13 protein-coding genes are annotated in these 11,742 nt (G+C 65.8%); 7 read left to right on the forward strand and 6 right to left on the reverse strand.

Annotated features, from left to right (window positions below):
- Positions 1 to 33 precede the first annotated feature (33 nt).
- Complete coding sequence (gene xerD, locus G7045_RS03200) at positions 34 to 933, forward strand: site-specific tyrosine recombinase XerD (protein ID WP_166157220.1); 900 nt, start codon at positions 34 to 36, stop codon at positions 931 to 933.
- Between the two features lie 92 nt (positions 934 to 1,025).
- Here the strand turns inward: xerD and G7045_RS03205 are convergent, their stop codons facing one another.
- The 3 genes from G7045_RS03205 to G7045_RS03215 all read right to left on the reverse strand — a co-directional run bounded on the left by G7045_RS03205 (position 1,026) and on the right by G7045_RS03215 (position 4,482).
- Positions 1,026 to 2,294, reverse strand: coding sequence for an EAL and HDOD domain-containing protein (locus G7045_RS03205; RefSeq protein ID WP_166157223.1), 1,269 nt, complete (start codon positions 2,292 to 2,294; stop codon positions 1,026 to 1,028).
- A gap of 50 nt (positions 2,295 to 2,344) precedes the next feature.
- Complete coding sequence (locus tag G7045_RS03210) at positions 2,345 to 3,604, reverse strand: EAL and HDOD domain-containing protein (RefSeq protein WP_166157226.1); 1,260 nt, start codon at positions 3,602 to 3,604, stop codon at positions 2,345 to 2,347.
- 74 nt (positions 3,605 to 3,678) lie between these two features.
- Positions 3,679 to 4,482: a ferritin-like domain-containing protein gene (locus tag G7045_RS03215; protein WP_166157229.1), complete on the reverse strand. Its 804-nt coding sequence runs from the start codon at positions 4,480 to 4,482 to the stop codon at positions 3,679 to 3,681.
- Positions 4,483 to 4,520: 38 nt separating this feature from the next.
- Here G7045_RS03215 and G7045_RS03220 point away from each other — a divergent pair, with 38 nt between their 5' ends.
- From G7045_RS03220 to G7045_RS03245, 6 genes are all read left to right on the forward strand, one after another.
- On the forward strand, positions 4,521 to 5,045 hold the full coding sequence (locus tag G7045_RS03220) for a gamma carbonic anhydrase family protein (RefSeq protein ID WP_166157232.1): 525 nt from the start codon (positions 4,521 to 4,523) through the stop codon (positions 5,043 to 5,045).
- 12 nt (positions 5,046 to 5,057) lie between these two features.
- Positions 5,058 to 6,038, forward strand: coding sequence for an Hsp33 family molecular chaperone HslO (locus G7045_RS03225; RefSeq protein ID WP_166157234.1), 981 nt, complete (start codon positions 5,058 to 5,060; stop codon positions 6,036 to 6,038).
- Between the two features lie 81 nt (positions 6,039 to 6,119).
- Positions 6,120 to 6,881, forward strand: a complete 762-nt coding sequence (locus G7045_RS03230) for a transporter substrate-binding domain-containing protein (protein ID WP_166157237.1) — start codon at positions 6,120 to 6,122, stop codon at positions 6,879 to 6,881.
- A gap of 60 nt (positions 6,882 to 6,941) precedes the next feature.
- Positions 6,942 to 7,631 (forward strand): ABC transporter permease, encoded by a 690-nt coding sequence (locus G7045_RS03235; protein WP_166157240.1) that lies wholly within the window; start codon positions 6,942 to 6,944, stop codon positions 7,629 to 7,631.
- Positions 7,628 to 8,341 (forward strand): ABC transporter permease, encoded by a 714-nt coding sequence (locus G7045_RS03240; RefSeq protein ID WP_166157243.1) that lies wholly within the window; start codon positions 7,628 to 7,630, stop codon positions 8,339 to 8,341. The genes G7045_RS03235 and G7045_RS03240 overlap by 4 nt, the downstream gene beginning before the upstream one ends.
- A 10-nt stretch (positions 8,342 to 8,351) precedes the next feature.
- On the forward strand, positions 8,352 to 9,125 hold the full coding sequence (locus tag G7045_RS03245; RefSeq protein ID WP_166157246.1) for an ABC transporter ATP-binding protein: 774 nt from the start codon (positions 8,352 to 8,354) through the stop codon (positions 9,123 to 9,125).
- Positions 9,126 to 9,193: 68 nt separating this feature from the next.
- Here the strand turns inward: G7045_RS03245 and ftsB are convergent, their stop codons facing one another.
- From ftsB to kdsA, 3 genes are all read right to left on the reverse strand, one after another.
- Complete coding sequence (ftsB, locus tag G7045_RS03250) at positions 9,194 to 9,478, reverse strand: cell division protein FtsB (RefSeq protein WP_166157249.1); 285 nt, start codon at positions 9,476 to 9,478, stop codon at positions 9,194 to 9,196.
- An 18-nt stretch (positions 9,479 to 9,496) separates the two neighbouring features.
- Positions 9,497 to 10,783: a phosphopyruvate hydratase gene (gene eno, locus G7045_RS03255; RefSeq protein WP_166157252.1), complete on the reverse strand. Its 1,287-nt coding sequence runs from the start codon at positions 10,781 to 10,783 to the stop codon at positions 9,497 to 9,499.
- A 101-nt stretch (positions 10,784 to 10,884) separates the two neighbouring features.
- Entirely contained in the window at positions 10,885 to 11,742 is an 858-nt protein-coding gene (gene kdsA, locus G7045_RS03260; protein WP_166157255.1) for a 3-deoxy-8-phosphooctulonate synthase, read from the reverse strand.

The raw sequence follows: 11,742 nt of genomic DNA on the forward strand, positions 1-11,742 counted from the left end.
CAATCGGCGCTTTTCGCCCACTTTGCCGCCGCCATGCCCCGCCGCCTTGCCGCCGATGCGCTGATCGATACCTTTACCGATGCCCTGTGGCTGGAGGAGGGCCTGGCGCGCGCCACTTTGCAGGCCTACCGCAGCGACCTGCGCGCCTGGCGCGACTGGCTGCAGCAGCGCGATAAGGTGCTGCTGCAGGCCGACGAGGAGGACATTGCCGCCTACTTTGCCGCCTGCCACGCAGACACGCGCGCGAGCACTGCCAACCGCCGCCTGACGGTGTTCAAGCGCTTTTACCGCTGGGCGCTGCGCGAGCAAAAAATCCGCAGCGACCCGACGCTGCGCCTGCAGGCTGCGCGCCAGCCGCTGCGCGTGCCGCACAGCCTGAGCGAAGCCCAGGTGGAGGCGCTGTTGCAGGCGCCGCCGACCGAGGAGCCGCTGGGCCTGCGTGACCGCGCCATGCTGGAGCTGCTGTACGCCAGCGGCCTGCGCGTGAGTGAATTGGTGGGCCTGCAGCTGTACGCCGTCAGCCTGACCGATGGCGTGCTGCGCGTGCAGGGCAAGGGCGGCAAGGAGCGCCTGGTGCCGTTTGGTGAGGAGGCGCACGACTGGCTGCAGCGCTACCTGCAGCAGGCGCGCAGCGCCATTTTGGGCGGGCAGCGCAGCGAGGATTTTTTCGTCACCCAGCGCGGCAGCGCCATGTCGCGCGTCATGTTCTGGATGCTGGTGAAGAAGTACGCGCAGCGCGCCGGTATCACGGCGCCGCTGTCGCCGCACACCCTGCGCCACGCCTTTGCCACGCACCTGCTCAACCACGGCGCCGATTTGCGCGTGGTGCAGCTGCTGCTGGGGCACGCCGACATTTCCACCACCACCATCTACACCCACGTGGCGCGCGAGCGCCTGGCGCAGCTACATGCGCGCCACCATCCTCGGGGGTGATTTTTGGGTAAAAAATGGCTGCAAGGCGCTTGCAGCAAGCGCGAGCAGCTATCAAAAAAAGAGCGTTATTAAAAAACGTTATTTAAAAAACGTTATTCCGCCGCCAGGCTCTCGGCCCAGATGAGGGCGTTCATGTGCGCCATGTTCACCTGGTGGTTGGACAGGTGCAGGGCATCGGCGCAGCGGGCGAAGGCTTCGTCGTCACCGCTCTCGCAGGCGCGGGTCAGATCGAGGAAGGGGGCGAACACGCCCCGGTTGTGCAGCAGCGCATCCTGCACGCTGTCGGGCAGGGCGACCGATTCGAGGGCGCGGTCCATGGGCACGCCGAGCATCGCGTCGAGCAGCGAGAACACGCCGACGACGAAGGCGTTGTCGCACTCCTCGGGCGGCAGCAGCTCGGCGGCGAGCAGCTCCATCAGGCGCCCGCGCACCACGGCGGTCTGGCCGACGGCGGCGGGGGCGCCGTCCTTGCGCGAGGTGGTGAGCAGCAGCGCGGCCCAGCGAAAGAGCTTTTTCAGCCCCAGGATCATGACCGCGTGCCGGAACGAGGTGACCTCGCACGACAGGCCAAAGCCCGAGGAGTTGATGAAGCGCAGCAGGTTGAACGACAGCGTTGGGTCTTTTTTCAGCAGGTCTTCGATGTCCGCCGTGCTCGCCTGCTGGCGCACCAGGTTGATGAGCTGGATGATGGTCGCCTGCGAGGGCCGGATGGTCTTGGCCTTGACGATGGCCGGCTGCGCAAACCAGTAGCCCTGAAAGAGCTTGACGCCCAGCAGCGCCATGCGCTCGTGCTGCTCGGCGGTTTCGACCTTCTCGGCCACGATCTGCGCCTTGGGTGCGTGCAGGCGCACGTGCTTGACCAGCGGGCCCGAGAGCTCGGGCTTGAAGGCGGTCAGGTCGAGCTTGATGAAGGCCGCGTGCTGCAGCCAGCTGACGTAGGCCGGCAGCAGGGTGTTTTGGTTGAATGCCAGGCGAAAGCCGCGCTGGCGCAGGGCGTCGAAGGTGGGCAGGCGGTTGGCAATGTCTTCGGCCGTGGCCTGGGGGCCGAGGGTGGGGATTTCGAGCACCACCTTGTCGGGGTGGATGAGTTCGAGGTGGCCGCCCACCAGGCTGTCGTGGGTGCAGTTGATGAACACCGTCTTGCGCCCGACCAGGGCCTCGGAGCCGGCGTACGAGAGGGCGTTGAACAGCAGCGCCGCGTCGCTGGCGGCGGTGTGCGCGTGGTGCGCGGTCGAGCGGTCGAACAGCTCGTAGCCAAAGACGGCGCGGCTTTCATCGACGATGGCCTGGCGCGCAATGATGGCGTGGTCGCCGGTGCCTTCGTCGCTGCTGGGCGTCGGGTGGTCAGAGGTGCTCGTCATAGCGCAAGAAAGTATCGGTGCAGAGTAAAGCGGTGATTCTAGGGCGAAGCTTATTCTTCGCTGACATGGTCGGCCCAGGCCAGGGCCTGCAGGTGCGCCATGTTGATTTGTGGGCTCGTCAGTTGCAAGGTGGCGGCGGCGCGGTCGAACATGGCGTCGTTGCTGCTCTCGCAGGCTTCGGCCAGGCTCAGCAGCTCGCCCAGCGGGCCGCTGCGCTGCAAGAGGGCGGCGGCCACGGCGTCGGGCACGGCCAGCAGGTTGATGGCGTCTTGCATGGAGATGCCCAGCATCACGTCCAGCAGCGAGAAGATGCCGGTGACGAAGGCCTCGTCGGCCTGTTCGGCGCTCATGCTCTCCTGCGCCAGCAGCTCCATCAGGCGCCCGCGCACCACCGCCGTCTGCCCCACCGACGAGGGCACGCCGCTGTGGCGCGAGGCCGTGAGCAGCAGCGCCGCCCAGCGAAAGAGCTTTTTCAGCCCCATGAGCATGACGGCCTGGCGGAAGGAGGTGATCTCGCGCGTGAGGCCAAAGCCGGCGGAGTTGATCACGCGCATGAGGTTGAAGGCCAGGCCGGCGTCTTTCTTGAGCACTTCTTCGATGTCGTCGGTGCTCGCCTGTTTGCGCACCAGGTTGATGAGCTGCACGATGCTCGCCTGCCCCGGCGACAGCAGCTTGGCCTGCACCAGCGCCGGGCGCGCAAACCAGTAGCCCTGGAACAGCTGCACGCCCTGGCTCGATGCCATGTCGTACTGCTGCGCGGTTTCGACTTTTTCAGCAATCAGCTCGGCGTGCGAGTGGCGCCCGGCGTAGCTGATGAGCACCGCCACCTGGTCGGGCGCGAGCAGCGACAGGTCGAGCTTGATGTAGTCGGCCAGCGGCAGCCAGGCGCTGTAGCTCGATTCGAGCACGGTGTGGTTGAAGGCGAGGTGAAAGCCGCGCTCGCGCAGGCCCTGCAAGATGGGCAGGCGCGCGGCGACTTCTTCTTTGGCCGCGTGGCCCAGGGGCGGGATTTCGAGCACGACTTTTTCGGGGTCGAGCAGCTCCAGGTGGCCACCGGCCAGGCTCTCGTGCGTGCAGTTGACAAAAATCAGCTTCTTGCCCACCAGCTCCTCGGTGCCCGCGTGCGAGAGCGCGGTGAACACCAGGATCACGTCCGACGCCGCCGTGTGCCCGGCGCTGCTGCGCGAACGGTTGAACAGCTCGTAGCCTACGACCGCCTGCTGCGCGTTGACGATGGCCTGGCGGGCAATCATGGCGATGGCCGATTGCGCGCCGCCGGCAGCGCTGGGGGTTTGGGGCTTGGTGGACATGGTGACGACTGAAAAAAATCTGCAATTGCTAAGAGTGCTAATTGTAGGAAGGAAGCACCTGTGATCCGCCTGATTTACACTTGCTGCTGCAGCCAGTCGAGTTCGGCCTCGGTAAAGCCGGCCTGGCGGCGGGCGGCGGTGTTCAGCGGCGGCTTGGGGCGCGGCGCGCCGTAGTGCTGCATCAGCTGCGCAAAATGCGCCTCGGCGTCCAGGCCCTGGCGCGCGCACAGCCAGCGGTACCAGTGGTTGCCGATGGCGACGTGGCCGACCTCCTCGCGCAAGATGGTGTCGAGGATGTGGGCCGCCTCCAGCGCGTCGGGTGTCCCCACCTGGCGCAGCTTGGCCTGGATCAGCGGCGTGGCGTCGAGCCCGCGCGCTTCGAGCGTACGCGGCACCAGCGCCATGCGCGCGGTGGCGTCGTGCGCGGTTTTCTCGCACATCGTCCACAGGCCCTGGTGCGCGGGAAAGTCGCCATAGTCCCAGCCCATGCGGCGCAGCTGCGCGCGCAGCAGGCCAAAGTGCTGCGCCTCCTCGGCGGCAATGCGCAGCCAGTCGAGGTAGTAGGCCGGCGGCATGGCGTCAAAGCGCCAGACGGCGTCGAGCGCCAGGTTGATGGCGTTGAACTCGATGTGCGCAATCGCGTGCAGCAAGATGGCGCGGCCTTCCGCCGTGGCCGGCGAGCGCCGCGCAACGTCGGTGTGTGCGCGCAGCTCGGGGCGCGGCGGGTGGCCCGGCAGCGGTGCGGGCAGGGCCTGCGGCTGAAAATGCTCTGCTATTGAAAAGTGAGCTGCTCGCGCTTGCATGTCAAGCGCTGCAGCCGCTTTTTCTTCAGGATCGGTGAGGGCTAAAACCTCTAGGGCGCGCTGGCGAAGTTCCATCCCTACAATTGTAGGTTTGCGCACAACGGAGGCTCGCCATGGCGATATATGAATTGGACGGCGTCGCGCCCGAGGTACATGCCAGCGCCTGGGTGGCCGAAAGTGCCGAGGTGATGGGCAGCGTGACCCTGGAGGCCGATGCCAGCGTCTGGTTCGGCACCGTGGTGCGCGGCGATTGCGACCGCATCCATATTGGCACGGGCAGCAACATCCAGGACGCGAGCGTGCTGCACGCCGACTTTGGCCAGCCCCTGGTCATAGGCAGCCACGTGACGGTGGGCCACCAGGCCATGCTGCACGGCTGCACGATTGGCGACGAGAGCCTGATCGGCATCGGCGCCGTGGTGCTCAACGGCGCCAGGATCGGCAAGAACTGCCTGGTGGGCGCTGGCGCCCTGGTGACCGAGGGCAAGGAATTTCCCGACGGCAGCATGATCCTGGGCAGCCCGGCCAAGGTGGTGCGCCCGCTCACGCCGGAGCAAATCGAGGGGCTGCGCCTGAGCGCGCAGCATTACGTGGACAACGCGCGGCGCTTCAAGAGCGGCCTGCGCAAGATTGGTTGATGGAAGTGTTTCGTGTCTGAACTGCACAAGTTTTTGTTTGACGGCCTGCCGGTGCGCGGCGCCATCGTGCGCCTGACGGATGCCTGGGCCGAGGTGCAGCAGCGCCGCGCCGGCAACAGCGACACCGGCGCCTACCCCGCGCCCGTATCGGCGCTGCTCGGCGAGATGCTCGCTGCCGGCCTGCTGATGCAGTCGAGCATCAAATTCAACGGCGCCCTCATCCTGCAGGTGCAGGGCGACGGCCCGGTCAAGCTCGCCGTGGCCGAGCTGCAGCCCGACCTGGCGCTGCGCGCCACGGCCACGGTGCGCGGCGCCGTGCCCGATGGGGCGGGCTTTGCCGCCATGGTCAACGCCGGTGGCGCCGGGCGTTGCGCCATCACCCTCGACCCGGCCGAGCGCCTGCCGGGCCAGCAGCCCTACCAGGGCGTGGTGCCGCTGCACAGCGTGGAGGGGGAAAAATTCCAGAATTTGGCGCAGGCGCTGCAGTTCTACATGCTGCAGTCCGAGCAGCTCGACACCACCTTGGTGCTGGCGGCCAACGAGCGCGTGGCCGCCGGTCTGCTGGTGCAGCGGATGCCGCTCAAGGGCGCGGCCAACCTGGGGGCGGGCCAGGAGGGCGAGCGTGACGCCATCGGCGCCAACGAGGACTACAACCGCATTGCCCACCTGGCAGCGAGCCTGACGCGCGAGGAGCTGCTGACGCTGGACGTGGACACTATCTTGCACCGCCTGTTCTGGGAGGAGGGGTTGCTGCGTTTCGTGCCGCAAGAGGGCGCGAGCGGCCCGCGCTTTGCCTGCCGCTGCTCGCGCTCGCGCGTGGGCGCCATGCTGCGCAACCTGGGCGCCGAGGAGGTGCAGTCCATCGTCGCCGAGCAGGGCCAGATCGAGGTGGGTTGCGAGTTTTGCGGCCAGCAGTACCACTTTGACGCCGTCGATGCTGCCCAGCTGCTGGCTGCCGGCCCGCAGCCGCCCAGCAGCAGCGCGGTGCAATAAATTTTTTCAGGGTGCTACAGGGGCAGCGACAATAGCCCCCTTTCGTCGTTTCCGAAACCATCCCACAAGGAGACTTTGTTCATGCGTAAAACCCTGCTTGCACTGGCCATTACCACCCTGGCCGGCTCTGCCCTGGCGGCTGACCTGCGCGTCGGCCTGAACCCGGCCTACGAGCCGTTTGAATCCAAAACGCCCACGGGCGAGATCGTCGGCTTTGACGTGGATATTGCCAACGCCCTGTGCGCGCAGCTGCAGCGCAAGTGCGTGTTCGTCGAATCCGAGTGGGATTCCATCATTGCCGGCCTGCAGGCCAAGAAGTACGACGTGGTGATCAGCTCCATGTCGATCACGCCCGAGCGTGCGCGTGTGGTGGACTTTACCCAGCGCTACTACAAGACGCCGAGCGCCATCGTGGTGAAAAAAGGCACCCAGTACGACGGCCCGGCCTCGCTCAAGGGCAAGAAAATTGGTGTGCTCAAGGGCAGCACGCAAGAAAAATGGGCCCTGGGTGAATTGAAGCCCGCCGGCGTCACCGTCGTGCCCTACCAGTCGCAAGACCAGGTGTACCTGGACATCAAGGCCGGCCGCCTGGATGGCACGGTGGCCGACAAGGTCGAGGTCAACGGCGGCTTCCTGCGCAAGCCCGAGGGCCAGGACTACGGCTACGTCGGCCACGACCAGTACGAGCCCAAGTACTACGGTGAAGGCATCGGTATCGCCATGCGCAAAGGCCAGGGCGACCTGAAGAAGCAGCTCAACGACGCCATCACCACCATCCGTAGCAACGGTACCTACGACAAGATTGCCAAGAAGTACTTCGACTTCGATCCCTACGGCAAGTGATGCCCCTGGCGCACCGCCCGCGCAGCTGCGCTGCGCACGGTGCGCCGTTTTGTTTTTCCCATGAGTGATTACTACATTGCCATCCTGCAGGGCTCGCTGCTGACGGTGTCCGTCTCGCTGGCCTCGCTGGCCGTGGCCACGCTGCTGGGCCTGGTGGGCGCGGCGGCCAAACTCTCCGGGCGGCGCCCGCTGGTGTGGGCCGCCAGCACCTACACCACCGTGGTGCGCGGCATTCCTGAGCTGCTCATGATGCTGCTGGTGTTCTACGGCGGCGCCATCGGCCTGAACAATCTGCTGGAGTTGCTGGGCAACCCCGACGGTGTCGATCTCGACCCCTTTGTCGCTGGCGTGCTCACCATTGGCTTCATCTACGGCGCCTATATGACCGAGACCTTTCGCGGCGCCATCCTGGCCATCCCCAAGGGGCAGATGGAGGCCGCCTGGGCCTTTGGCATGGGGCGGTTGCAGACGTTCTTGCGCATCACCTTGCCGCAAATGGTGCGCTACGCGCTGCCGAGCTTTACCAACAACTGGCTGGTCCTCATCAAGGCGACGGCGCTGGTCAGCCTCATTGGCCTGCACGACATGACCTACCTGGCCAAGCAGTCCAGCGCCTCGCAGCGCGAGCCCTTTGCCTTCTTCCTCTTCACGGCGGCGATCTACCTGATCTACACCTCGATTTCGCTGTGGGCGCTCAAGCGTGTGAGTGCGCGCTACAGCCTGGGCAGCGACAAGGTGCAGCTGCAATGAACTGGAGCGTGATTTTTGAACCCGAGACCCTGGCGCTGTACGGCGAGGGCCTCATCGTCACGCTGCAGCTGACGCTCTACAGCCTCTCGGTGGGCGCGCTGCTGGCGCTGTTGTGCGCCCTGGCGCTGGTGAGCCCGCGCGCCTGGTTGCGCTGGCCGGCGCAGACCTTCACCTACTTCATGCGCGGCACACCGCTGCTCATTCAGGTGTATTTGATCTACTACGGCGTCGCCCAGCTGGAATGGGTGCAGGCGCACTGGGACGACGTCTGGCCCTGGACGCACTTCAAGGAGCCGTTCTTCTGCACCCTGCTGTCGTTCGCGCTGAACACGGCGGCCTACACCGCCGAGACGCTGGCCGGCTCCATCCGAGAGACCAGCAAGGGCGAGGTCGAGGCCGCACGCGCCATGGGAATGGGCCCGTGGCAGCTCATGCGCCGCATCGTGCTGCCCAGCGCCATCCGTCGCATGTTGCCGGCCTACGGCAACGAGGTGGTGATGATGCTGCACAGCTCCAGCCTGGCGAGCACGGTGCCGGCGCTCCTGGATCTGACGGGCGCGGCCAGCCGCGTGTACGCCGATTTTTTCCTGCCCTTCGAGGCCTATCTGTTCGCCGCCGCCATCTACCTGTGCATCACCTTTGCCCTGCTCGGCTGCTCCAAGCTGCTGGAGCGGCGCTTCCTCGGCTACCTGGCGCCGCGCAAACATTGACCCCCCAGACATGAACAGCCCGATCAAACTCCAGGTGGAGGACATCCACAAGCGCTACGGCGCGAACGAGGTGCTCAAGGGCGTCTCGCTGACCGCGCACGCGGGCGACGTCATCAGCATCATCGGCAGCTCCGGCTCGGGCAAGAGCACGCTCTTGCGCTGCATCAACCTGCTCGAACGCCCGCAGCAGGGGCGCATCCGCGTCGCCGGCGAGGAGCTGGCCTTGCGCATGGCGCGCGATGGTGCGCTCGACGCTGCCGACCACCAGCAGCTGCAGCGCCTGCGCACGCGCCTGGCGATGGTGTTCCAGCACTTCAACCTCTGGGCACACATGACGGTGCTCGCCAACATCATCGAAGTGCCGGTGCATGTGCTGGGCCTGCCGCGCGATGAGGCCGTGGCGCGGGCGCGCAAATACCTGCGCCTGGTGGGGCTCGAAGGGCGCGAGGACGCCTACCCCAACCACATGAGCGGCGGCCAGCAGCAGCGCGTGGCCATTGCCCGCGCGCTGGCGGTGGAGCCGGAGGTGATGCTGTTTGACGAGCCGACCAGCGCGCTTGACCCCGAGCTGGTGGGCGAGGTGCTGCGCGTGATGCAGGTGCTGGCGCAGGAGGGGCGCACCATGCTCGTCGTCACGCACGAGATGGGCTTTGCGCGTGAAGTCTCGAACCAGGTGATTTTTCTGCACCAGGGCCAGATCGAGGAGCAGGGCGACCCGCGCCAGGTCATGGCCAACCCGAAAAGCGAGCGCCTGGCGCGCTTCCTGTCGGGCAATCTCAAGTAATTGCTATCAAAAAAATAGCTGCTAGCGCTTGTCTGGCAAGCGCTAGCAGCTATTTTTATGCCTGAATTTCAGGGCTTGGGCGGCGCTACGTGGACGTACACCTCGCCGGGCTTGACCATGCCCAGCTCGTAGCGCGCCTTTTCTTCCACCATGTCCAGGCCCTCTTTCAGGTCGTTGACCTCGGACTGAAGACGTTCATTTTTTTGGCGTGCCTGGTCGTTGGCAGCCTGTTGTTCGGCAATGCGCTGCTGCATATCGCGCACGTGGTGCACGCTGCCGCGCCCTGTCCACAGCTGGGCGTGGATGGCACCGAGCAGGGCCAGCAGCACCAGGGGGACGAGGCGGGCAACCATGGCAGCAGCGCAGGCGCTTTAGCGCAGGTTGTAGAACGCGCTGCGGCCCGGGTACACGGCCACGTCGCCCAGGTCTTCCTCGATGCGCAGCAGCTGGTTGTACTTGGCGATGCGGTCCGAGCGCGAGAGCGAGCCGGTCTTGATCTGGCCGGCGTTCAGGCCCACGGCGATGTCGGCAATGGTGCTGTCCTCCGTCTCGCCCGAGCGGTGGCTGATGACGGCGGTGTAGCCCGCGCGCTTGGCCATCTCGATGGCGGCGAAGGTCTCGGTCAGCGTGCCAATCTGGTTGATCTTGATGAGGATGGAGTTGGCAATCTTCTTGTCAATGCCTTCCTTGAGGATCTTGGTGTTGGTCACGAACAGGTCGTCGCCCACCAGCTGCACTTTGTCGCCCAGGCGCTCGGTGAGGATCTTCCAACCGTCCCAGTCGCCCTCGGCCATGCCGTCTTCAATGCTGATGATGGGGTATTTATCGACCCAGGTGGCCAGCATGTCGGTCCACTGCTGGGCCGTGAGTGCAATGCCGCCTTCGCCTTCGAGCACGTACTTGCCGTCCTTATAGAACTCGCTGGCGGCGCAGTCGAGGCCGAGCACGATCTGCTCGCCGGCGGTGTAGCCAGCCTTGTCGATGGCTTCCAGAATCAGCTGGATGGCTGCCTCGTGGTTCTCCACGCTCGGGGCGAAGCCGCCCTCGTCGCCCACGGCGGTGCTCAGCCCCAAGTCATGGATGATTTTCTTCAGCGCATGGAACACCTCGGCGCCCCAGCGCAGGGCTTCGCGGAAAGTCGGCGCGCCCACGGGGATGATCATGAACTCCTGCAGGTCCAGCGTGTTGTTGGCGTGCGCGCCGCCGTTGATGACGTTCATCATCGGCACGGGCAGCTGGCAGCCGTTCATGCCGCCAAAGTAGCGGTACAGCGGCAGGCCGGCCTCTTCGGCGGCGGCGCGGGCCACGGCCATGGAGACGGCCAGCATGGCGTTGGCGCCCAGGCGCGATTTGTTCTCGGTGCCATCGAGGTCGATCAGGGTCTTGTCGAGGAAAGCCTGCTCAGAGGCGTCCAGGCCCAGCACGGCCTCGGAGATTTCGGTGTTGATGTGCTCGACGGCCTTGAGCACGCCCTTGCCCAGGTAGCGCGCCTTGTCGCCGTCGCGCAGCTCGATGGCCTCGCGCGAGCCGGTGGACGCGCCGGACGGCACGGCGGCGCGGCCCATCACGCCCGATTCGAGCAGCACGTCGCATTCGACGGTGGGGTTGCCACGGCTGTCCAGCACTTCGCGGCCTACGATGTCAACGATTGCACTCATGGTGTTTCCTTAGGTTGCTTGAAATCGGGGTGTTTTATGAATCAAAACGGCCTGTAAGGCGCTTCTGTCAAGCGCGAGCAGCTATCGAAATAATAGTAATTTCAGGCCGCAAAGTCGTTTTCCAGGAAGCCGGATTTTTTCGTCACGGCATCGAGCGCGACCAGGTTCTGCAGCAGCGCGCGCACGTGCTTGAGCGGCACGGCGTTGGGCCCGTCCGACCAGGCTTCGGCCGGCCGGGGGTGCACTTCCATGAACAGGCCGGCCACGCCGACGGCGACGCCCGCGCGTGCCAGCACCGGCACCATCTCGCGCGCGCCGCCGCTCACCTGGCCCAGGCCGCCGGGCTTTTGCACCGAGTGCGTCACGTCAAAGACGACGGGCGCGCCGGACTTGCGCATCTCGGCCAGGCTGGTCATGTCGGCCACCAGGTTGTTGTAGCCAAAGCTCACGCCGCGCTCGCAGGCGAGGAAGCGGTCTTCCGACAGGCCCACTTCCGCAGCGGCGGCGCGCGCCTTGTCGATGACGTTCTTCATGTCCCAGGGGGCGAGGAACTGGCCCTTCTTGATGTTCACCGGCTTGCCCGACTGCGCCACGGCGCGGATGAAGTCGGTCTGGCGGCACAGAAATGCGGGGGTTTGCAGCACATCGACCACGCTCGCCACCTCGGCCACCTGCGCGGCGTCGTGCACGTCGGTGAGGATGGGCAGCTGCAGTTGGCGGCGCACTTCATCGAGGATGTTCAGGCCCGCCTCCATGCCCACACCGCGCTGGCTGCAGCCCGACGAGCGGTTGGCCTTGTCAAAGCTGCCTTTGTAGATCAGCGGCACGCCCAGCGCGGCGCAGTCTTGCTTGAGCTGGCCGGCCACGTCGAGCGACATTTGCAGCCCCTCGATGGAGCAGGTGCCGGCGATGAGGAAAAAGGGGTGATCGAGGCCGACTTCAAAACCGCACAGTTGCAT

Origin of the sequence: Acidovorax sp. HDW3 (assembly GCF_011303755.1) — a bacterium.
Lineage (GTDB): Bacteria > Pseudomonadota > Gammaproteobacteria > Burkholderiales > Burkholderiaceae_C > Paenacidovorax.